The organism is Variovorax paradoxus (assembly GCF_030811855.1).
Lineage (GTDB): Bacteria > Pseudomonadota > Gammaproteobacteria > Burkholderiales > Burkholderiaceae_C > Variovorax > Variovorax paradoxus_L.
In genome coordinates, this window is sequence record NZ_JAUSRN010000020.1 from 80,044 (window position 1) to 101,357 (window position 21,314).

The window sequence follows — 21,314 nt, forward strand, 5'->3', positions numbered from 1 at the left end:
GGGGCTGGTGGGTTTGAGTAAACCCATTTTTTGGTCAGTTTGCTTTACTATTTAGGGGATGGCCGAAACCGCTTTTCCGACCGATCCCGACGCCTGGCGGCAAACCCACCTGGGCCGCCTGCTGGGCCATGCGATGCGCCGCTTCGACGAGCGCGTGCTCGAACTCATGGCGCACGACGTGGACGTGCCGCTGGCACTGTCGAACCTGGCCGCCCGCGCCCAGGTGAGCGCCGCCCACATCCACATCACCCGGCACCTGGCACGAGAAGGTTCGCGCCTCACCGAGATGGCCGAGCGCGCCGGCATGACCAAGCAGGCCATGGGCGCACTGGTGGACCAGTGCGAAGCCTGGGGCCTGGTCACGCGCGGGCTCGACCCGCTCGATGCACGCGCGCGGCGGGTGCTTTTCACCGCCGACGGGCTGGCCTGGCTTGACGCCTTTCGCGGCGCGGTGACCCAGGCCGAGCGCGAATTCCGCGCCAGCGTGGGCAACGACGTGGCCACCGTGGTAACCATCGGTCTGGAAGCATATGCAGAGGGCTAGACTCGGCTGGAGAGACATATGTGAACGCGGCGCCCGTGCGGCGCCCGAACCGGCCGGAGGTGGCTCATGCGGATTCTGATTGCCGAAGACGACCAGGTGCTGGCCGATGCCCTGCTACGCAGCCTGCGCACCTCGGGCGCGGCGGTCGACCACGTGGCGAACGGCTCGCAGGCCGACACCGCGCTCATGACGCACAGCGAGTTCGACCTGCTGATCCTGGACCTTGGCCTGCCCAACCTCCATGGCATCGAGATTCTGAAGCGGCTGCGCGCGCGCGGCTCGCAGCTGCCGGTGCTGGTGCTCACCGCGGCGGACAGCGTGGAAGAGCGTGTCAAGGGCCTGGACCACGGCGCCGACGACTACATGGCCAAGCCCTTCAGCCTGCAGGAGCTCGAAGCGCGGGTGCGGGCGCTCACGCGGCGCGGCATGGGCGCCACCAGCAACACCATCCGGCACGGCCCGCTGGTGTACGACCAGGCCGGCCGCGTGGCCACCATCGACGGCAAGATGGTCGAGCTTTCGGCGCGCGAACTCGGCCTGCTCGAGGTGCTGCTGCAGCGCGCCGGCCGCCTGGTCAGCAAGGACCAGCTGGTGGAGCGGCTGTGCGAGTGGGGCGAGGAAGTGAGCCAGAACGCGATCGAGGTGTACATCCACCGCCTGCGCAAGAAGATCGAGAAGGGCCCGGTGCGCATTGCCACGGTTCGCGGCCTCGGCTACTGCCTGGAAAAAATCCAGCAATGAAGCCCGGGCGTGCCCGGCGGCTGTGGAGGCCGTAAGCCTTGAAACTGTTTCAGCGCGCGCAGCGCTCCCTGTTCGGCGAGATCCTCGACTGGATGCTCACGCCGCTGTTGCTGCTGGTGCCGGTGAGCATCGGCGTCACGTGGCTGGTGGCGCAGGGCATTGCCAATGCGCCCTTCGACCGGGCCCTCGAATACAACGTGCAGACGCTGGCGCGGCTGGTCACGGTGCAGCAGGGGCAGACGGAATTCGTTCTGCCGCAGCCGGCGCGCGAGATCCTGCGCGCCGACGATTCCGACCGCGTGTACTACCAGCTGCTCGACAGCCACGGCAAGCTGCTCAGCGGCGAGCCCGACGTGCCCCATCCCAACACGGACGAGCCGCCGGTCCCGGGCGTGGTCACGCTACGCAACGGGGAAATGCGGGGCAAGCAGGTTCGCGTGGCCTCGCTCTGGCTGACTGACGGCGACGACGACTCGGCCCCGGCCCTGCTGCAAGTGGCCGAGACGCGCGAGAAGCAGTCGGTGCTGGCCACCGAGATCATCAAGGGCGTGCTGCTGCCGCAGTTCGCCATCCTGCCGCTGGCGGTGCTGCTGATCTGGCTCGCGCTGGTGCGCGGCATCAAGCCCCTGTCGGTGGTGGAAGCACGCATCCGCGAGCGGCGCCCGGGCGACCTGAGCCCGCTCGACGAATCGTCGGTGCCGCTCGAGGTGGTGCCGCTGGTGTCGTCGGTCAACGAGCTGCTCGACAAGCTGAACGAGTCGATCCACACGCAAAAGCGTTTCCTGGCCGACGCCGCGCACCAGCTCAAGACGCCGCTCGCGGGCCTGCGCATGCAGGCTGACCTGGCCCAGCGCGAGGGCGCCAACGCCGACGAACTCAAGAAGTCGCTCAAGCAGATCGGCCGCGCGAGCGTGCGTGCCACCCACACGGTGAACCAGTTGCTTTCGCTGGCCCGCGCCGAAAGCACCGGCGCCGGCACCGGCCGCCAGCCCTGCGACCTGGCCCGGCTCACGATCGAGGTGGTGCGCGAAGCCGTGCCGCGCGCGATCGAGAAGCGCATCGACCTGGGCTACGACGGCGCGGAGCCGGGCGCGCCCGGCGTGGTGATCGAAGGCAATCCGACCCTGCTGAAGGAACTGGCGCGCAACCTGCTCGACAACGCGATCAACTACACGCCTTCAACCGACGAGCGCCCCGGCGTGATCACCGCGCGGGTGCTGGCCGACCCCTTCGGCCACGTGGTGCTGCTGCAGGTGGAAGACAACGGGCCGGGCATCGCGGAATCCGACCGGGAGCTGGTGTTCGAGCCCTTCTACCGCGTGCTGGGGAACGAGGCCGACGGCTCGGGGCTGGGGCTGCCGATCGTGCGCGAGATTGCCAATCAGCACCATGCAGAGGTCAAGCTCGAAGACGCGCATCCGGGGCGGCAACCGCCGGGTGCCCGCTTCACGGTGCGCTTTGCGGACGAAGAAGCAGCGCCCTGAGCCGCGGCGTACGCGCTTGCTCAGGGAGCGCTGCTACTGCTCTTGCTTTCCTTGCGGATCTGAATCCACTCAGGGTGAACCTGTCGGGCGATGCGCTGCGGTTCACGCTCGTTGAGACTGGCCGGCGCAGATCCGAAGCCGGCCAGATCGCCGCGCGACCACAGCCAGTAGCCGGCATTGGCAAGGAGCAGGGCGACCAGTACGAGGCGCAGTTTCATCGTGAATCTCAAAACGCCATGCCGCGCGGACGCACGCTGACTTCGTCGCTCGAGACCATCTGCAGGCCGGCAGCAGTGCGCACCTGCAGCTCGCCGCCCCAGGCCACGCCCTCGCACAAGCCAACGCTGCCGTCGCTGAGCTGGACCTCGCGTCCGCGCAGCGCGTCGCGCGCGGCAAAGCGTTCGGCAAAGGGCACGAAACCCTCGGCCTCGAAAATCTGCACGCTGCGCACCAGCGGCGCCGCCAGCTCGGCAAGCACCTCGGGCGCTGTTGCGCCGGGTCGCCATTGGCGCAGCCATGCGGGCGGCGTGCGCATGCCCTCTGCGTCGCGAGGGCCGATGTTGATGCCGATGCCGATCACCAGGTAGCGCGGCGCTGCAACCAGGCCCTCGGCCCGTGCAGCGTGCGGCATGGCGGTTTCAATCAGGATGCCGGCCAGCTTGCGGTCGTCCACCCACAGGTCGTTGGGCCACTTGAGGGCGACTTTCGCATGGCCTGACGGGTCGAGGCTTTCGGCCACGCTGACGCCCACGGCCAGCGAGAGGCCCGACCAGTCGCGCGGCGCGAGCGGCAGGCCCAGCGAGAAGGTGAGGGAAGCGGCGTCGTCCTCGCTTTGCTGCGCGCTCTGCCAGGGCCGGCCGAGACGGCCGCGGCCGGCGGTCTGGCGCTCGGCCACCAGCAGCACTGGCGGGGTGTGGCCGGCGCGCGCGCGGCGCATCAGCTCGGTGTTGGTCGAATCGATCTCGGCCACGGCCTCGACCGTGAAGCCGGGCAGCAGCGGCGCGACAGCGGCGGCAATGCGGTCTTCGAACCAGGCGGCCGTAGTGCCCATGCTCAGCCCTTGCCGGCCTCGTCCTTCTTGGACTTCTTTTTTTCCGATTTCTTTTCGGCCTTCTTTTCGGATTTTTTCTCGGCTTCCTTGTCCGCCTTCTTGGCTTCCTTTTTCTCGGCCTTTTTCTTTTCGGCCTTCTTCTTGGCCTTTTTCTTCTTTTTCTTTTCTTCGTCTTCGTCCTTGGGCGTCAGCAAGGTGCCGCGGCAATTCTCGGAGCCGCACCAGCAGGGAAACTCGGCCAGCAGCTTTGGCGTGTAGGGCTCGTCGATGATCAGCCCGTAGTCGTAATTGAGCTCTTCTCCTGCAGTGATGTTTCGCAGCGCCTTGATATAAACGCGCCCATTGACTTCGTCGGCTTCGCAATTCGGCTCGCACGAATGATTGATCCAGCGGGCCGCGTTGCCGTTGACGTTGCCGTCGATCACACGGCCGTCGTCGATGTGAAAGTAAAAGGTGTGGTTCGGCTGGGCCGGGTCGTGCGGGTGGCGGCGCAGCGCCTCTTTCCAGCTGATGACCTCGCCCTTGTATTCGATCAGCGTCTCGCCTTCGGCCAAGTCGTCCACGGCGAAAACGCCGTTGCCGTGGACATCCGATCGCCGCATCTGAATGCGGCGGCCGGCAAATTGTGGGGATTTGGAAGGCATCGCCGAAGTCTGTTAGGTTGAATATGCACACATGCGCGTGTGCGCGTGCGCACACGCGGGAAGCCGCAGATTGTATGTGGCCCCCACGCTCTCGCACGGCGTGTCGTCGCTGCCCCCCGGAGGGGGCCGCAGGCTGCCTTGAGGCGGCTCGGCGCCGGCCTGGGAACTCTTTTAGGAATGTTGATGAAGACTTTGGTAATTGCAGAAAAGCCGTCGGTGGCACAGGACATCGTCCGTGCGCTCACGCCGGTGGCCGGCAAATTCGACAAACACGACGAGCATTTCGAGAACGAAAGCTACGTTGTGACCAGCGCCGTCGGCCACCTGGTCGAGATCCAGGCGCCCGAGGAGTTCGACGTCAAGCGGGGCAAGTGGAGCTTCGCGAACCTGCCGGTGATTCCGCCGCACTTCGACCTGAAGCCGGTCGACAAGACAAAGACGCGCCTGAACGCCGTGGTCAAGCAGGCCAAGCGCAAGGACGTGACACAGCTCATCAACGCCTGCGACGCGGGCCGCGAGGGTGAGCTGATCTTCCGCCTGATCGAGCAGTACGCGGGCGGCAAGACCGGCCTGAACAAGCCGGTGAAGCGCCTGTGGCTGCAGTCGATGACGCCGCAGGCCATCCGTGACGGCTTCGACGCGCTGCGCACCGAAAAGCAGATGCAGGGCCTGGCTGACGCCGCGCGCTCGCGCTCCGAGGCCGACTGGCTGGTGGGCATCAACGGCACGCGGGCCATGACGGCCTTCAATTCGCGCGACGGCGGCTTCTTTTTGACGACCGTGGGCCGGGTGCAGACGCCCACGCTTTCGGTGGTGGTCGAGCGCGAGGAAAAAATCCGCAAGTTCGTGAGCCGCGACTACTGGGAAATCCACGGCGTGTTCCAGGCCGAGGCCGGCCAGTACCCGGGCAAGTGGTTCGACGCCAACTTCAAGAAGCCGCCGCCGGGCCCGGACGGCACGGCCGACGCGGAAATTCGCGCCGACCGCGTGTGGAGCGAGCGCGAAGCGCGCGAGATCGCCGATGCGGCGCGCGGCAAGCCCGCCACTGTCACCGAAGAAAGCAAGCCCACCACCCAGGCTTCGCCGATGCTGTTCGACCTGACCTCGCTGCAGCGCGAGGCCAATGGCCGCTTCGGCTTCTCGGCCAAGACCACGCTGGCGCTGGCGCAGAGCCTGTACGAACGCCACAAGGCGCTGACCTACCCGCGGACCGACTCGCGCGCGCTGCCCGAGGACTACCTGCCGGTGGTGAAAGACACGATGAAGATGCTCGCCGACAGCGGCATGAAGCATCTGGCGCCCTTTGCGCAGCAGGCGGTCGACGGCAGCTACGTGAAGCCGAACAAGCGCATCTTCGACAACGCCAAGGTGTCGGATCACTTCGCCATCATTCCAACGCTGCAGGCGCCGAGCGGCCTGTCGGACGCCGAGCAGAAGCTCTACGACTTCGTGGTGCGACGCTTCATGTCGGTGTTCTTTCCGAGCGCCGAATTCCAGGTGACCACCCGCATCAGCACGGTGGAAGCCGGCGGCAAGAAGTACCCCTTCCGCAGCGACGGCAAGGTTCTGGTCAAGCCGGGCTGGCTCGCCATCTGGGGCAAGGAAGCGATCAACGACGACGACGAGAAGGACGGCAAGAACCTCGTCGTGGTGAAGCCGGGCGAAACGGTGAAGACCGAGTCGGCCGACTTGAAGGCGCTGAAGACCCGGCCGCCGGCACGCTATTCGGAAGCCACGCTGCTGGGCGCCATGGAAGGCGCCGGAAAGACCATCGACGACGACGAGCTGCGCGAGGCCATGCAGGAGAAGGGCCTTGGCACCCCAGCCACGCGCGCCGCCACCATCGAAGGCCTGATCACCGAGAAATATATGCTGCGCGAAGGCCGCGAGCTGATTCCCACGGCCAAGGCCTTCCAGCTCATGACGCTGTTGCGCGGCCTGGGCGTGGAAGAACTCTCCAAAGCCGAACTCACGGGCGAGTGGGAATACAAGCTCGCGCAGATGGAGAAGGGCGCACTGAGCCGCGACGCCTTCATGCGCGAGATTGCCGAAATGACGGAGCACATCGTCAAGAAGGCCAAGGAGTACGACCGCGACACCGTACCGGGCGACTACGCCACGCTCGCGACGCCATGCCCCAACTGCGGCGGCGTGGTGAAGGAGAACTACCGCCGCTACGGCTGCGTGGGCAAGAGCGGCACGGGCGAGGATGCCTGCGGTTTCTCGTTCGGCAAGTCGCCGGCCGGGCGCACCTTCGAAGTGGCCGAAGCCGAGGCGCTCTTGCGCGACAAGCACATCGGCCCGCTGGAAGGCTTTCGCTCCAAGGCGGGCTGGCCCTTCACCGCCGAGATCATCCTCAAGTACGACGAGGAAGAATCCAAGAACTGGAAGCTGGAGTTCGACTTCGGCGACGACAAGAACGCCGACACCGGCGAGATCGTCGACTTCAGCGAGCAGGACACGGTGGGCCCGTGCCCGGTCTGCGGCGCGCCGGTTTTCGAGCACGGCAGCAACTATGTCTGCGAGAAGTCAGTACCCACCAACGCACAGCCGACCCCGAGCTGCACCTTCAAGACCGGCAAGATCATCCTGCAGCAGCCGGTGGAGCGCGCGCAGATGGAAAAGCTGCTCGCCACTGGCAAGACCGACCTGCTCGACAAGTTCGTGAGCATGCGCACGCGCCGCGCCTTCAAGGCCTTCCTGACCTGGAACGCCGAAGAGGGCAAGGTGACCTTCGAGTTCGCGCCGCGTGAAGGTGGCAGCAAGTTCCCGCCGCGCAAGACCTTTGGCAAGGCGCCGGCTGCCGGCAAGACGGCAGCAGCCAAGAAGGTGGCTGCGAAGAAGACTCCCGCTGCCAAGAAAGCACCGGCCGCGAAGAAGGCCGCAGCGCCGCGCAAGCCCGGCGCGGGACTGAAGCCGAGCGACTCGCTGGCCGCGGTGATCGGCGCCGAGCCGGTGGCGCGCACCGAGGTCATCAAGAAGCTCTGGGACTACATCAAGGCCAACGGCCTGCAGGACGCGGCCAACAAGCGCGCGATCAATGCGGACGCCAAGCTCAAGCCGGTGTTCGGCAAGGACCAGGTGACGATGTTCGAACTCGCGGGCATCGTGGGCAAGCACCTGTCGGCGCCGTAACTCCGTGCTACGGGCCGGCAAACGTGCCGGCCTATAGTGAGCACAGTCTCAGCTTTTGCCAGGAGTTTTCCGTGAAGCCATTCATTGCCGCTGTTCTTGCCATCGCGATGAGCGCCCTGGCGGCGGGCTGCGCCGGCACGGGGTCTGCGGGCAATGGTGACCGCGCCACCTCGTCGTCCGGCAGCAGCGGCGTCACGGTGTTCGGCACCATCGACGCCGGCGTCAGCGGCAGCACGAACCGTTCCGACCGGCGCTAGCCAGTCGGTGCGTCAGCGCCGCAGCAGCGCCTGGCGCAGCACGCGCGCCGCGCGATCGCGGATGCGGCCTGATCCGGTATCGAGCGAGGTCCGGGGTGCGACCCTCGCAGTGGCGCAGGCCCAGAGAAAGTCGTGCAGGATGGGCGTGTCGTCCACGGTCTCGGTGCTGCCGTACTTGTGGAACTCGGGGTGCCACTGCGTGGCGGAGATGTAGCTGCGGCCCTTGTCGGTGCGGCGGCGAATGGCCTCGGGCACGCGGTCGGGCAGACTCCAGGCCTCGACCTCGAAACCCGGTGCGAGATCTTTCACGCCCTGGTGGTGAATGCTGTTGACCTTGGCGGTTTTCACCTCCGGGTAGAGCTTGGCCAGGCGCGTGCCTTCGACGATCTCGATCTGGTGAAAATTCTGGTCGTAGGTGACCGGATCGCGGTGCCGGATGGTTTCGGGATGGCCGTGCTGCGCTTCGATGTCCTGGTACAGCGTGCCGCCAAAGGCGACGTTGATGAGCTGCAGCCCGCGGCAGACGCCGAAGATGGGCTTGCCGGCCTGCTCGAAGGCTTCGACCAGCGCCAGGTCGTACAGGTCGCGAATGCGGTCGCCCACCCACGCATCCTTGAGCGGCTCCTCGCCGTAGCTGCCGGGCCAGACGTCGGCGCCGCCATGCATCACGACGCCGTCGAGCCATTCGGCGTAGTGCGAGAGCTTGGTGTCGCCGCGCGCGGTTTCGCCCGTGGGACAGGGCACCATCACGACCATGGCACCGGCCGACATGAGCCAGTGCGCGATGGACTGCTCCACATACTGCAGCGTCTTGTTGGTGAACAGGGAGCGCGCCGGATCCGCATGGGAAAAGCAGGCAGACAGGCCGATCTTCAGCCGGGCGGAAACGGGTTGCGGCATCTCGGGACTGGCAGGACGTGCTGTGCGAAAAGGAAAGTCCATTTTGGCGCTTTGGCCTCTCGCACGGGGTCGGACGACACGCCAAGTATGCTTTCAACGCCGCTACGACCAAGAAGGAAGACAAGCCATGAAGACGATCAAGGGCCCGGCCATTTTTCTCGCGCAGTTCGCCGGGGACGAAGCGCCGTTCAACTCGCTCGATGCCATTGCCGGCTGGGCCGCCCGGCTGGGCTACAAGGGCGTGCAGATCCCAAGCTGGGACGCGCGCCTGTTCGACCTCAAAAAGGCCGCCGAGAGCAAGACCTATTGCGACGAGGTCAAGGGCACGCTCGCCGCGCACGGCATCCAGATCACCGAGCTGTCGACCCACCTGCAAGGCCAGCTGGTCGCGGTGCACCCGGCGTACGACGCAGGCTTCGACGGCTTTGCGGCGCCCGAGGTGCGCGGCGATCCAGTGCGGCGCCAGCAATGGGCGGTGGAGCAGCTCCACTTGGCGGCCAAGGCCTCGGCCAACCTTGGGCTCACGGCGCATGCGACTTTTTCGGGCGCATTGGCCTGGCCGTATCTCTATTCGTGGCCGCCGCGCCCGCCGGGACTCATCGAGGAAGCCTTCGACGAACTGGCGCGCCGCTGGCGGCCCATCCTCGATGCTTTCGATGCGGCGGGCGTGGACGTCGGCTATGAAATCCACCCCGGCGAAGACCTGCACGACGGCGTGAGCTACGAGATGTTTTTGGAGCGCGTGGGCAACCATCCGCGCGCCTGCCTTCTGTACGACCCGAGCCACTTCATGCTGCAGCAGCTCGACTACCTCGCGTACATCGACCACTACCACGAGCGCATCAAGATCTTTCACGTGAAGGACGCCGAGTTCAACCCGACCGGCAAGCAGGGCGTGTACGGCGGTTTCCAGAGCTGGATCAACCGGGCAGGGCGCTTTCGTTCGCTGGGCGACGGGCAGGTCGACTTCGGCGCCATCTTCTCGAAGATGGCGCAGTACGACTTTCCCGGCTGGGCGGTGCTCGAGTGGGAGTGCTGCATCAAACACCCGGAAGATGGCGCCCGCGAGGGCGCGGCCTTCATTGCCGACCACATCATTCGCGTGGCCGAGCGGGCGTTCGACGATTTTGCGGCGGGTGGCGTCGATGTGGCCGCCAACAAGCGGATGCTCGGCCTCGGCTGAAGCGCGCTCTCGAGCTATATCTTTAGTAGCACCGCACACCTGTGTGGCGAGGGTCTGGCGCCTAATTCGCAGGTGCGTTGCATTTAAGACAAGCAACTGTCATGCCCCGCGCGCTATAATGTCGGGTTCGTTTCGATACCACGACGAAGCACTTTTCGTCACTCCGCCGGCTGACCTGTACCGTCCCTTGGATTTTTCAGGCCTCTTTTTTCAAGCCGGCTTCACAGTGTGTTGGAGCGCCAGACCGGGCGCCCATGATTGCCACCACTGCCTTCGTTCTTGTTGAAGCGAATAGCGCGTACGCCGCGCCGTTCTGGCCGGCCCACGCCCGTTTTCAATCATTTTTTCGGCATTTTGCGCACACTCTTCGCGCAGGGTGCCAAGGCTTCATGGACATCATTCAACACAGTATCGCGGAGGGGAAGTACCTTGTTTCCCCGCTCATTCGCCACCAGGACGACGGCAACTTTGCCGCGTCCGTCTCGATCCGCTCCGGCCGTGGCAGCGGCATGCACGACCGCGTGATGCGATTCACGCCGCGCTTTGCGAGCCATGCCGCCGCGCTGCGCTATGCCATCGACCAGGGTCTTTGCTGGGTCCGCGAACGCAGCAGCCCTCTCAGCGTTGCCCCGCTCGCACTTCCGTGCGCAGGCTGAAACAATTACGCCCATCTTCATATCCAACACACATCGAACGAGAATTCAGAGGTAATCACCCATGCCCAAGGAAGAACTGATCGAAATGAACGGCGCAGTGACCGAAGTCCTGCCCGACTCGCGCTACCGCGTGACGCTCGACAACGGCCATCAGCTGATCGCCTACAGCGGCGGCAAGATGCGCAAGCACCACATCCGCATCCTGGCGGGTGACAAGGTGTCGCTCGAACTCTCGCCTTACGACCTGACCAAGGGCCGTATCACCTTCCGCCATCTGGAGCGTCGCGGCCCGCCGCCGACCAACTCCGGAAACAACAACGCACCTCGCCGCTGATCCGCGACGGACGAAGGGCCTTGCGGCGCCCCGCGAAGGGTGCCGGCAAGGCCTTTGTTTTTCCGGGTCCGGCTGCCGAACGACGATGACCACGACCAATTCCCCAGCCGGCGGCTCCCCAGCTCAGGCCCCCGCCGACCACGGCTTTGCCACGCTGGCGCTCTCGCCCCAGATGTTGGCCAACCTCACGCAGCTCGGCTACACGCAGATGACGGCGATCCAGGCGGCCGCGCTGCCGCCGGCGCTGCTCGGCAAGGACCTGATCGCGCAAGCCAAGACCGGCAGCGGCAAGACCGCCGCGTTTGCGCTGGCGCTGCTCTCCAATCTCAACCCGCGCCGCTTCGCCATCCAGGCGATGGTGCTGTGCCCCACGCGCGAACTGGCCGACCAGGTCACGACCGAAATCCGCCGCTTGGCCCGCGCCGAAGAAAACATCAAGGTGGTCACGCTCTGCGGCGGCGTCGCGCTGCGCGGACAAATCGCCAGCCTGGAGCACGGCGCGCACATCGTGGTGGGCACCCCGGGCCGGATCATGGACCACCTGGAGCGCGAGAACCTGAACCTCGAGGCGCTCAACACGCTGGTGCTCGACGAAGCCGACCGCATGCTCGACATGGGCTTCTTCGACGACATCGTGAAGGTGGCGCGCCAGTGCCCGAAGGAACGCCAGACGCTGCTGTTCTCGGCCACCTACCCGGAAGGCATCGCCAAGCTCGCGCAGCAGTTCATGAAGAGCCCGCAGCAGATCACGGTGCAGGCGCAGCATGAAGGCAGCAAGATCCGCCAGCGCTGGTACCAGGTGAAGGAGAGCGAACGGCTGCACGCCGTGAGCCTCTTGCTCGACCATTTCCGCCCCGTCAGCACGCTGGCCTTCTGCAACACCAAGCAGCAGTGCCGCGACCTCGTCGAGGTGCTGCAGGCCCAGGGCTTCAGCGCACTGGCGCTGTTCGGCGAACTGGAGCAGCGCGAGCGCGACCAGGTGCTGGTGCAGTTTGCCAACCGCAGCTGCTCGGTGCTGGTGGCCACCGACGTGGCGGCGCGCGGGCTCGACATTTCGCAGCTCGAAGCGGTCATCAACGTCGACGTGACGCCCGACTCCGAAATTCATATCCACCGCGTCGGCCGCACCGGCCGCGTGGGCCAGCAGGGCGGCGCAGAAGGCCTCGCACTGAACCTGGCCAGCATGGACGAGATGGGCAGCGTCGGCAAAATCGAGCAGCTGCAGGGCCGCGAATCCGAATGGCACGACCTGGCCGAGCTCACACCCGGCAAGGGCGAACCGATGCGGCCACCCATGGCCACGCTGCAGATCGTCGGCGGGCGCAAGGAAAAGATCCGCGCCGGCGACGTGCTGGGCGCGCTCACCGGCGACTGCGGCTACACCAAGGACCAGGTCGGCAAGATCAACGTCAACGAGTATTCGACCTATGTTGCGGTGGACCGCAGCATTGCCGAAGAAGCCGCACGCAAGCTCGACAACGGCCGCGTGAAAGGCAAGAGCGTCAGGGTTCGCCTGCTGACACCGCAGTCCACCTGACATCCCTCCCATGGCCCCTCGTTTCGGCGCTTGGCAGATGAAATCTGCCGATGTGGCCTAATCGGGGGTCGAACATCCTTTTTATCCGAGCTTTCCATGCCCAAGAAAATCCGTACCGAAGCCGACCGTCTTGCTAGCCCGAAGCCGACCCCCATGCCCGGCTACACCGCGCCTCGCACCGGTGGCGGCCAGAAGATCAGCCTCGAGCGCGGCACCGCCACGCGCAGCAAGAAGAACCCGGGCAAGCGCCCGACCAAGGGCGGCTGATCCAGCCCACGCGGCTCTTTCTTCGGAGCCACGACGAACGCGCCCCCGGGCGCGTTTTGTCATTGGGCCCGCTACAAACAAGGCCGCCATGTCCGACGACAACCAGATCTTCATTCCGCCCTCGTTCTTCGCGGTCTACAGCGATGCGCGCCAGCGCCTCCTGGAGCCAATCGGCGTGGTGCGCGAGCGCTACGAAATCTGCGAAGACCTGGCCAACCACCTGGTGGGCCATGCGCAGATCCAGCACCACACCGAGGTGCCCGTCGAGAGCGAGATCCTGCGCCGCATCCACGCCGGGCTGGCCACGCCCGAAGCCGGCGTGTCGATTGCCGAGGCCGGCTGGATCGTGCAGCGGCTGGCCGAGCTGCTGGGTTGGCGCGGTCCCGAGCCGTCGCCGGCTGCTGACGCGTAGAACCGGAGAGGCGCGCCGTGCTGCTCAAGGTCGGTGAACTGGCCAGGCACACCGGCCTCACGGTGCGCACGCTGCACCACTACGACGCCATCGGCCTGCTCGCGCCCTCGGCGCGCTCCGAGGCGGGCTACCGGCTCTACGGCACGGCCGACATCGGCCGGCTGCATGCGATCCAGGCGCTGCGGCAGCTGGGGCTTCCGCTGGCCGAAATCGGCGGGCTGCTGGGTGCCGAAAGCGGCTCGCTGCCGGCGATCATCGCGCGCCAGATCGCATCGCTCGACCAGCAGATCGCCCAAGCCACGGCTTTGCGCGAACGGCTCGGCCTGCTCGAACGGCGCCTGGCGGAGGGCGGCCAGCCCGACACAAAGGATTGGCTCGCCACGCTGGCGCAGATGACCGCCTATGGCCGCTACTTCAGCCCCGCCGAAATCAAGTCGCTGATGGCCAACTGGAACACCGTGGCGGACCAGTGGCCGCCGCTCGTCGCCGACGTGGCGGCGCTGATGGCGCGCGGCGTGCCGGCCGATGCGCTCGAAGTACAGCCGCTCGCCTTCCGCTGGATGAACCTGATGGGGCAGTGGATGGACGGCAGCTTCGACCTCATCACGCGATGGGGCGAGATGTACCGGCGCGAGCCGGGGGTGCGGCGCGCCGACGGGCCGCCGGCCGAGCTGATCGATTACATCGGCGAGGCCATCGGCGTGCGCATGGCCGCGCTGCTGCGCCACCTCCGCACCGACGACTTCGCACGGCTGGGCCGACCGCCTGAGGAAGAATGGCGCCGGCTCGCCAGCGAGCTTGCCGCGCTCAAGGCGCGTGGCGTGCCGCCCAGCGACGAAGCGGTGCAGGCCATTGCGCTCGACTGGGTGCGGCTCTTCGATGCGTTCACAGGCCACAACCCGGCCCTGGCCGAACGGTTGATGCGTGCGATGGCTGCGGAGCCGGTGCTGCAGGCCGCTCCGGTGGTCGGGCCCGAGGTGCGCGGCTACCTATTGCAGGCCATTGCCGTTCTCCGGCACAAAAATCCGAAGCCCGCTCCGCCGCCGCTTGACCCTGACGTTGCGTGAGGCCCGACAGTGGCCCCATGAACAACGCCCAAACCTCCCCACGGCTCGACGCACTCGACAACCTGCGCGCGCTCATGATGTGGCTCGGCATCGTGCTGCACGTGGCGGTCAATCACATCACCACCGTTTCGCCGCTCCCCTGGCGCGATCCGAAGACTTCACCGGTGGCCGACCTGCTGCTGCTGCTCATCCACAGCTTCCGGATGCCGGTGTTCTTTGTCCTGGCCGGCTTCTTCGCGGCGCTGCTGGCCGAGCGGCGCGGCGCGGACGGCATGCTGAAAAACCGCAGCCTGCGGCTCGCGCTGCCCTTCGCAGTGTTCTGGCCGCCGCTGTTCGTGCTGACTGCGATGCTTTCGATGGTCTACATCCACCTGACGGTGCGCGGCGTGCCGGGCTTCGACAGGGCGCTGACGCCCCCGCGGCAGCCCGGTGGCTCGCCTTTCAACACCATGCACCTGTGGTTCCTCTATCAGCTGTTCTGGCTCTGCGTGCTGGCTTGGGCGGGACTGCGGCTGCGGCTGCGGCGCTTCGTGCCAGCGCGGCTCTGTGATGCGGTCGCCCGCGGCTTCGCGCTGCTGGCGCAACGCCGATGGGGCTTCCTGGCGCTCGCGTTGCCGCTGGCGCTGATGGGCTCGTTCTATCCCTCGGGCATCGTGGCGGGCAGCGGCTCTTTCCTGCCACCGTTCGCCGAGTGGGTGCAGAGCGGCCTGTTCTTCGTGTTCGGCTGGTGCCTACACGGGCCGCGGGAGCACCTGCTCCCGCTCTTCGCGGCGCGCTGCAAGAGCCACGCGCTGGCCGGGCTGGCCTTTTTCATCGCGACCGTGGCGTTGCTGGGCGCCGTACGCGGCGGCACTGCGCTGCCGCTGCCTTGGCCACATCCTGCGTTCTGGATCGCGTTCGCCTACAACGCCACTTCATGGCTCTGGAGCCTGGCGCTGATCGGAGGCTTCATGCGCTACGTACCGCACCGGAACGCCGCGCTGGCCTATCTTTCACAGAGCTCGTACTGGGTGTACCTGGTGCACATGCTCGGCACCATCGGCTTCGGAATCCTGCTGTTCAACGCGTCCTTCGGGGCCTTGGCGAAGATGGGGCTCAACATCGCAGCGACGTCACTGGTAGCACTGGCCAGCTACGAGCTGCTGGTGCGCTACACGCCCATCGGCACGCTCTTGAGCGGGCGGCGCGTCACGCGGGCGCGGCGGGGGTTGCCCGCTTCGGCAGGCTAGCCGCTGCAGATCGCGCGCCTTACTGGACCGAGGTCTTGGCCTATTTGTCGATGATCTTGCGGGCGAACAGCTCGAGGTAGTCCATCAGGCGATTGGCCCCGGCGGTGGCTGCCGCCTCGTTGCCGGTCGCGATGCCCTGCGCCAGTTCGAGGTGCGCATTCGCACCCTCGACGATCTCGCCCTCGTGCTGGTAGGCGTACCAGAAGCGCCGGCACTGCACGATGAGTGGGGTCACGGCCTTCACCGCCGAATCGTTGTGGCTCGCCTGGTGGTTGACGAAGTCGAGCGCGCGGTCGGCCTGCATGTAGTCGTTCAGGTCGCCGCGGCGGGCGGCCTTCACCATCAGCTCGGCGCAGCGCACGATCTCCTTGCGCTGCAGCGCGGTGGCGCGGCGCGCCGAGCAGGCCGCAATCAGCAGTTCGAGCACGCGCCGGGTCTGGATCACGTCCAGGTGGTCGGCCAGGTCGATGGTCGACACCAAGAGGCCGCGGCGCGGCTGCTGCACGATGAGGCCGATCGACACCATGCGCATCAATGCCTCGCGCACCGGCGTGCGGCCAAGGCCGGTGCGCTCGGCCAGGTCGGCTTCGACGATCTGGCTGCCGGGCTCCAGCTGCAGCGTGGAGAGCAGCGTCTCTATCGCGTCATAGGCGAGGTCGGCGGCCCGTCGTTTGGGCTGGGGGCGAGGCACGGTCTTCGGGGGGGCCATTGTTTTCTTCTGGTGCTGCTTCGGCTTCATTGTCGGTCCACATCGCCAGGGCCCGCGAGGCCGGCCAGGGTTGCGATGCGCGCCGGCGACAGCGGCGGGCGCGGCGTGGGCGGTGACCAGCCGAAAAGAAACTGCGCGGCATCGCCGCAAACGCGGCCCTGGCAGGCGCCCATGCCGCAGCGGCGGTGGAGCTTGGCGTCGGTCCAGCCGCTGCAACCCGCGAGCGCCGAGAACGGCACGTCCTCGCAGCGGCAGACGAGGGTGTCGGGCTGCGGCATGTGCTTGTTGGCGGATGCCAGTGCGAAGCTGCGGTGCAGCTGCGCCGCAAAGGCGTCCCAGCGGGCGCGCTCGCGTTCATGCTGCTTTGCGGCGTGCTCGTTGCCGATCGCCGCAAGACCCGCGATGGCGCCCTGCGCGAGCGCGCGTTCGCTGCCGCCGAAGCCGGTGCATTCACCGGCCGCATAGACATCCGGCAGGCTGGTGGCCTGGCGCGCATCGACAGCCAGTGCCTGCACGCCGGTGCCTCCGGTCGTGAGGGCGCAGCCGAGCATCTGGCCCAGTTGCGTATTGGGGACGAGTCCGAAGCCGCAGGCCACGCGATCGCATGCGATCTCCACTTCGCGGGGGCCTTGGCGAAGCCGAACCGATTCGACCTGCGTGCCGCCTTGCACCGAGACGATGCGCGATGAGGTGCGGTACTGCGCGTGGGCCAGCGTAATCGCTTGCACGGCCTTTCCCGGCCATCTCGGCAGGCTGGCCGCAAAGCCCGCGACAGCCGCGAACGAAGCTTGCTCGGCGATACGCACGACCTTCGCGCCCGCGGTGCGCGCCGTCGCCGCCGCGGCGAGCAGCAAGGGTCCGCTGCCCGCAATCACGATGCGTTCGCCCTCGACTGGCAACCCCGCCTTGACGAGCGCCTGCAAGCCGCCCGCGCCCGTGACGCCGGGCACCGTCCAACCGGGGAAGGGCAGCAGCAGCTCGCGCGCGCCGGTGCAGAGGATCAGCTTGTTCCACCGCATGCACCAGCCACGTTCTGCGTCTTCGAGCAGCAGTTCGTTTCGCGATGGCGCCGCGACGACGCGCGTGCCGCTGCACACGCGGATGTTGGCGTGGCGTTCGAGCGCATCGCGCCACTTGCGCGCGGCCGGCGGCAGCGTGGCGCCGGGACCGTCGCGCCAGATCTGCCCGCCGGGTGCGGGGTTGTCGTCGATCACGACGATCGATGCACCGCTCGGCGCCGCCGCCACTGCCGCGGCCATGCCGGCAGGACCCGCGCCGACGATCAGCAGATCGCAATGTTCCAGTGTCATGTCGGTCACCCGGAGGTCTCCACGCGCATGCCCTCGACGCAGACCGTCTGGCAGGCGAGCCTGCGGCGGCCGTCGATGCGCACGCGGCATTCCTGGCACACGCCCATCCCGCAGTAGGGCGCGCGCGGCTGCCCCGTGACCGAGGTACGCGCCACGCCGATGCCGCCCGCGACGCGCAAGGCAGCGGCCACCGAGCTGCCCGCCTTCACCCGGACGAGCTGGCCGTCGATGTGCAGCAAGGTCTCGCCGCTCATGCGCGCCTCTCCAGCAGTCCGCGCGGCGCATAGGGCGCCGCGTCGATTTCGGAATCGACACCGGTCATCAGCGCCGCGAGCAGGTGCGCGCTGCCCGGCGCCGTAGTTACGCCCAGGCCTTCGTGGCCGACGGCGAGCCAGAGCCTGTCGCGCCACGGGTGCTTGCCCAGCAGCGGCAGTCCGTCGGGCGTTGCGGCGCGCATGCCGGTCCACGAGCGGACCGCGTTGAGGTCCGCGAGCCCCGGCAGGTAGTCGAGCGTGCGCTGCAGCATGCGCGCGAGCATGGGGGCTTCGACGGCGGGATCGGTGGTGTCGAACTGGCGCGACGAGCCGATCAACAGTTGCCCCGTCGGCCGCGGCTGCACGTTGAACGCGACCGAGTCGCCGTCGCTGTGGTGCGCGCTGGTCACGTAGCCGAGCTCGACCAACTGGTGGTGCACCGTGCCTGCATAGCGGTCGGTGATCAGCAGGTGGCCCTTCTTGGGACGGATCGGAAGCTCGGGGCAGAGCGTCGTCGCCTCGATGCCATTGGCGAGCACGATCTGCGGCGCGCTGCGACGGCCGTCGTCTGCGAGCCGCAGCGTGCCGTCGTCTTCGATGGCATCGACCTTCGCGTGCTCGACGCGGATCGAAGCGCCGCCCTGCGCGAGCAGCCAGCGCGCGGCATTCGGTGCATAGAGGATGCCGTCGCCGGGCACTTCGAGCGCGCCCGCAAGGCCCTTGCGCAAGGCGGGCTCGGCGCGGGGCAGCTGCAGCGCGCCGAGCAGGCGGCTTTCGATACCGTGCTCGCGCAGCCGCTGCTGCTTGCGCTCGGCCTCGGCCATTTCTTCTTCGTTGGCCGCGATCCAAAGCGTGCCGCAGGCGCTGTACGCGCAGTCCTCGCCCATGCGCGGCGCCAGAGCGCGCCATTGCGCCGTCGAATGGCTGCTCATTGCAAGCTCGGCCGGGTTGTCGTCCATCACCACGAGGTGCCCCATGCCTGCGCCCGTGGCGCCGCCGATGCGTGCATCGAGCACCAGCACCCGGCGGCCGGCCTGCGCCAGCGCATGCGCGCAAGCGGCGCCGACGATGCCGGCACCTATGACGATGACATCGGCGTGCACGGCCTATTGCACTTCGCGGAACACCGCGGAACCGGCTTTGCCGGGCCGCTGGTGTTGCCCCCGGTAGGGGGTTGGCGGAGCGACACGAAGTGCGCGAAGACTGGGGGCGAGCTTCATATCCGGATGCCCCATCCGAAGGGGTCCTCGTCCTCGATCAGCAGCGTGGCTTCGGCGCTGATGTACGCACGGCCGCGCAGCGTGGGAATGACCTTGCCGCCTTCCATCGCGTAGCTGGCCTCGAAGCGGCTGCCGATCACGCTGGCCTGCGTCCACACCTCGCCAGGCGCCAGCTTGCCGTCGGCCGCGAGGCAGGCGATCTTGGCGCTGGTGCCGGTGCCGCAGGGCGAGCGGTCGTAGGCGTTGCCGGGGCAGAGCACGAAGTTGCGGCTGTCCGCGCCTTCGCTGTCGTTGGCGAAGAGTTCGATGTGGTCGATCTCCGCGCCATCGGCGCCCGTGATGCCTTGCGCCGCCAGCGCCTTGCGCAACGCGGTGGTGTAGCCGGTGAGCGCGGCGAGGTTGTCGCTCGCCACGCGCTGGCCGTGTTCGCTCACCAGGAAGAACCAGTTGCCGCCCCAGGCCACATCGCCGTGCACGGTGCCGTGGCCAGGCAGGTCGACCGCGACCCGGTGCAGATGCCGGTACGCCGGCACGTTGCGCACGCTCACCGAATCATCGGCATGCAGCGTGGTCGTGACCGTGCCCACCGGCGTCTCGATCTTGTGCTCGCCCACGCCGATGCGCCCGATGTGCGCGAGGCTCGCGACCAGCCCGATGGTGCCGTGACCGCACATGCCGAGGTAGCCGGTGTTGTTGAAGAAGATCACGCCGGCGGCGGCATCTTTCGACACCGGCTCGCACAGCAGCGCGCCGACGATCACGTCGCTGCCGCGCGGCTCGAGCACCGTGGCGGCACGCCATTTGTCATGCCGCTCGGCCAGGAGCACGCGGCGCTCGGCCATGCTGCCGCCGCCCAGATCGGGAAACCCGCCGATGACCAGGCGCGTGGGCTCGCCGCCCGTGTGCGAATCGATGATCTGGATGCGTTGCATGTGTTTCTCGAACTCAGTAGCTGGCGAGAGGAACGGGGGCCGCGTTCTTGAAGGTGAACACCGTGATCGGCGCCTGCTTCATGTTGCCCTTGTCGTCGTAGCTGTAGGTTGCGGCCACGCCCTTGTAGGTGGTCTTGTAGAGCTCGGCGCCCACCTTGTCGGGATCGATGGAATTGGCCTTCTGCATCGATTCGCCGATGAACAGCACCTGGTCGTAGTACGAAGCGGCATACGCGTCCGCGTCGGCGTTGAAGCGTTTCTTGAACTTGGCCTTGAAGGCCGGGCCGCTCTGCGCTTTCTCGAGAATGGAGCCGCCTTGCGCGCAGAACACCAGGTCGTTGACCGCGTCGCCGCCCAGCTTGCCGGTGGCCGGGCTGCACAGCGTGTCACCGCCCAAAAGCTTGCCGGGCACGGCCAGTTGCTTCATCTGGCGCGCCATGGGTGCGGCCTGCGGCGCGTAGCCGCCGAAGAAGATCGCCTCGGGCGCCTTGGCCTTCATGTTGGTCAGGATGGCGGTGAAGTCCACGGCCTTGTCGGTGGTGAACTCCTGCCCGACCACCGTGAGGCCCTGCTTCTTCGCTTCCTTGGTGAACTCTTCCGCAAGGCCCTGGCCGAAGGCGGTGCGGTCGTCGATCACGCCCACCTTCGTCACCTTGAGCACCTTGGCCGCGTACACCGCCATGCTGGAGCCGATCTGGTTGTCGCTTGCGATGATGCGGTACAGGTTCTTGTAGCCGCCCTGCGTCACCTTCGGGTTGGTGCCCACGGTGGAGACCATGGTGCCGCCATCGGCGTAGATGCGCGAAGCCGGAATGGCCACGCCCGAGCAGTACGGACCCATGACGTACTTGACGCCGTCGTCCACGAATTTCTGCGCCACGCTCACGCCGGACTTGGCGTCGCACTGGTCGTCTTCGGACACCAGCTCGAACTTCAGCGTCTTGCCGCCAGCGATGATCTTCTTCGCGTTGAGTTCTTCGATGGCAAGCCGCACGCCGTTCTCGTTGTCCTTGCCTGCGAAGGCATTGGGGCCCGAGAGCGGCCCGCTGTGGCCGATCTTGACGACCTGCTCCTGCTGCGCATTGGCGTGGCCTGCCACGGCGATGGCCACGAGGCCGAGAAACGGAATCATGTGTGCTTTGGACTTCATGCTTGTTCCTATGTAAGGGACGAAAGGGTTATGCCATGACCGACTGGTACTGCACAGGCCGCGTGGCCAGCGCCTTCTTCACGATCGCCTCCACGGCCGCGCGCTCCTCGCCGATGAGCGGCAGCCGCGGGCGGCGCATGTGCTCCGTGCCCACACCCACCAGCGCGTCGATCAGCTTCAGGTTCTGCACCAGCTTGTTCGAGACATCCAGGTGCAGCATCGGCGTCATCCACTGGTACAGCTTCAGCGCCTCGGCAAACTGGCCGGCCTTCATCAGGTCGTACAGCGCCACCGTCTC

Annotated in this window: 24 protein-coding genes; 13 read left to right on the top strand and 11 right to left on the bottom strand. The window is 67.0% G+C overall.

All coding sequences use genetic code 11. The annotated features are described in order from the left end of the window. Window positions 1–58: 58 nt before the first annotated feature. From J2X92_RS27085 to J2X92_RS27095, 3 genes are all read left to right on the top strand, one after another. Window positions 59–544, top strand: coding sequence for a MarR family winged helix-turn-helix transcriptional regulator (locus J2X92_RS27085; RefSeq protein ID WP_307580563.1), 486 nt, complete (start codon window positions 59–61; stop codon window positions 542–544). Between the two features lie 66 nt (window positions 545–610). Further along, a complete protein-coding gene (locus J2X92_RS27090; protein WP_307580565.1) occupies window positions 611–1,285 on the top strand; it encodes a response regulator in 675 nt (224 codons plus the stop codon). A gap of 38 nt (window positions 1,286–1,323) precedes the next feature. After that, window positions 1,324–2,769: a sensor histidine kinase gene (locus J2X92_RS27095; RefSeq protein WP_307580567.1), complete on the top strand. Its 1,446-nt coding sequence runs from the start codon at window positions 1,324–1,326 to the stop codon at window positions 2,767–2,769. A 20-nt stretch (window positions 2,770–2,789) separates the two neighbouring features. On the opposite strand, the gene J2X92_RS27100 is transcribed toward J2X92_RS27095, so the two are convergent. From J2X92_RS27100 to J2X92_RS27110, 3 genes are read right to left on the bottom strand one after another with little or no spacing between them, the layout of a single operon-like run. Next, window positions 2,790–2,987 carry a sporulation protein gene (locus J2X92_RS27100; protein WP_307580569.1) on the bottom strand — a complete coding sequence of 66 codons (198 nt, stop codon included), beginning with the start codon at window positions 2,985–2,987 and terminating at the stop codon, window positions 2,790–2,792. Between the two features lie 8 nt (window positions 2,988–2,995). Next, the gene (locus J2X92_RS27105) at window positions 2,996–3,820 is read right to left on the bottom strand and encodes a biotin--[acetyl-CoA-carboxylase] ligase (protein ID WP_307580571.1); all 825 of its coding nucleotides are present in this window, start codon (window positions 3,818–3,820) and stop codon (window positions 2,996–2,998) included. Window positions 3,821–3,822: 2 nt separating this feature from the next. Further along, window positions 3,823–4,464 carry an SET domain-containing protein gene (locus J2X92_RS27110; RefSeq protein ID WP_307580573.1) on the bottom strand — a complete coding sequence of 214 codons (642 nt, stop codon included), beginning with the start codon at window positions 4,462–4,464 and terminating at the stop codon, window positions 3,823–3,825. 183 nt (window positions 4,465–4,647) lie between these two features. Here J2X92_RS27110 and J2X92_RS27115 point away from each other — a divergent pair, with 183 nt between their 5' ends. Together J2X92_RS27115 and J2X92_RS27120 are read left to right on the top strand one after the other, a co-directional pair. Next, window positions 4,648–7,599, top strand: coding sequence for a DNA topoisomerase III (locus tag J2X92_RS27115; RefSeq protein ID WP_307580575.1), 2,952 nt, complete (start codon window positions 4,648–4,650; stop codon window positions 7,597–7,599). A 71-nt stretch (window positions 7,600–7,670) separates the two neighbouring features. Next, a complete protein-coding gene (locus J2X92_RS27120) occupies window positions 7,671–7,856 on the top strand; it encodes a hypothetical protein (protein ID WP_307580577.1) in 186 nt (61 codons plus the stop codon). A gap of 12 nt (window positions 7,857–7,868) precedes the next feature. Here the strand turns inward: J2X92_RS27120 and J2X92_RS27125 are convergent, their stop codons facing one another. Further along, window positions 7,869–8,756 carry a gamma-glutamyl-gamma-aminobutyrate hydrolase family protein gene (locus tag J2X92_RS27125; protein ID WP_307580579.1) on the bottom strand — a complete coding sequence of 296 codons (888 nt, stop codon included), beginning with the start codon at window positions 8,754–8,756 and terminating at the stop codon, window positions 7,869–7,871. Between the two features lie 127 nt (window positions 8,757–8,883). On the opposite strand from J2X92_RS27125, the gene J2X92_RS27130 reads away from it, so the two are divergent. The 8 genes from J2X92_RS27130 to J2X92_RS27165 all read left to right on the top strand — a co-directional run bounded on the left by J2X92_RS27130 (window position 8,884) and on the right by J2X92_RS27165 (window position 15,441). Beyond that, window positions 8,884–9,939: a sugar phosphate isomerase/epimerase family protein gene (locus J2X92_RS27130; RefSeq protein WP_307580581.1), complete on the top strand. Its 1,056-nt coding sequence runs from the start codon at window positions 8,884–8,886 to the stop codon at window positions 9,937–9,939. A gap of 389 nt (window positions 9,940–10,328) precedes the next feature. Next, window positions 10,329–10,595 carry a hypothetical protein gene (locus J2X92_RS27135; RefSeq protein ID WP_307580610.1) on the top strand — a complete coding sequence of 89 codons (267 nt, stop codon included), beginning with the start codon at window positions 10,329–10,331 and terminating at the stop codon, window positions 10,593–10,595. A gap of 61 nt (window positions 10,596–10,656) precedes the next feature. Continuing rightward, a complete protein-coding gene (gene infA / locus J2X92_RS27140) occupies window positions 10,657–10,929 on the top strand; it encodes a translation initiation factor IF-1 (RefSeq protein WP_015867950.1) in 273 nt (90 codons plus the stop codon). An 85-nt stretch (window positions 10,930–11,014) separates the two neighbouring features. After that, window positions 11,015–12,466 carry an ATP-dependent RNA helicase DbpA gene (gene dbpA, locus J2X92_RS27145; protein WP_307580586.1) on the top strand — a complete coding sequence of 484 codons (1,452 nt, stop codon included), beginning with the start codon at window positions 11,015–11,017 and terminating at the stop codon, window positions 12,464–12,466. 96 nt (window positions 12,467–12,562) lie between these two features. Continuing rightward, window positions 12,563–12,733 carry a hypothetical protein gene (locus J2X92_RS27150; RefSeq protein ID WP_175543319.1) on the top strand — a complete coding sequence of 57 codons (171 nt, stop codon included), beginning with the start codon at window positions 12,563–12,565 and terminating at the stop codon, window positions 12,731–12,733. Between the two features lie 88 nt (window positions 12,734–12,821). After that, complete coding sequence (locus J2X92_RS27155; protein ID WP_307580588.1) at window positions 12,822–13,145, top strand: hypothetical protein; 324 nt, start codon at window positions 12,822–12,824, stop codon at window positions 13,143–13,145. Window positions 13,146–13,162: 17 nt separating this feature from the next. Next, a complete protein-coding gene (locus J2X92_RS27160) occupies window positions 13,163–14,212 on the top strand; it encodes a MerR family transcriptional regulator (protein WP_307580590.1) in 1,050 nt (349 codons plus the stop codon). Window positions 14,213–14,229: 17 nt separating this feature from the next. Beyond that, complete coding sequence (locus J2X92_RS27165) at window positions 14,230–15,441, top strand: acyltransferase family protein (RefSeq protein ID WP_307580592.1); 1,212 nt, start codon at window positions 14,230–14,232, stop codon at window positions 15,439–15,441. Between the two features lie 40 nt (window positions 15,442–15,481). On the opposite strand, the gene J2X92_RS27170 is transcribed toward J2X92_RS27165, so the two are convergent. From J2X92_RS27170 to J2X92_RS27200, 7 genes are all read right to left on the bottom strand, one after another. Beyond that, window positions 15,482–16,150: a GntR family transcriptional regulator gene (locus J2X92_RS27170; protein WP_307580594.1), complete on the bottom strand. Its 669-nt coding sequence runs from the start codon at window positions 16,148–16,150 to the stop codon at window positions 15,482–15,484. Between the two features lie 26 nt (window positions 16,151–16,176). Then, complete coding sequence (locus J2X92_RS27175; RefSeq protein ID WP_307580596.1) at window positions 16,177–17,460, bottom strand: NAD(P)/FAD-dependent oxidoreductase; 1,284 nt, start codon at window positions 17,458–17,460, stop codon at window positions 16,177–16,179. 5 nt (window positions 17,461–17,465) lie between these two features. Then, window positions 17,466–17,714: a (2Fe-2S)-binding protein gene (locus J2X92_RS27180; protein WP_307580598.1), complete on the bottom strand. Its 249-nt coding sequence runs from the start codon at window positions 17,712–17,714 to the stop codon at window positions 17,466–17,468. Further along, window positions 17,711–18,817: an NAD(P)/FAD-dependent oxidoreductase gene (locus J2X92_RS27185; RefSeq protein WP_307580600.1), complete on the bottom strand. Its 1,107-nt coding sequence runs from the start codon at window positions 18,815–18,817 to the stop codon at window positions 17,711–17,713. Before J2X92_RS27185 ends, J2X92_RS27180 begins: the two co-directional genes overlap by 4 nt. A 113-nt stretch (window positions 18,818–18,930) precedes the next feature. Beyond that, window positions 18,931–19,866, bottom strand: coding sequence for a 4-hydroxyproline epimerase (locus tag J2X92_RS27190; protein ID WP_307580602.1), 936 nt, complete (start codon window positions 19,864–19,866; stop codon window positions 18,931–18,933). A gap of 13 nt (window positions 19,867–19,879) precedes the next feature. Then, window positions 19,880–21,016: a branched-chain amino acid ABC transporter substrate-binding protein gene (locus J2X92_RS27195; RefSeq protein ID WP_307580604.1), complete on the bottom strand. Its 1,137-nt coding sequence runs from the start codon at window positions 21,014–21,016 to the stop codon at window positions 19,880–19,882. Between the two features lie 28 nt (window positions 21,017–21,044). After that, on the bottom strand, window positions 21,045–21,314 hold a 270-nt coding region (locus tag J2X92_RS27200; protein WP_307580606.1), incomplete at its 5' end, for a dihydrodipicolinate synthase family protein.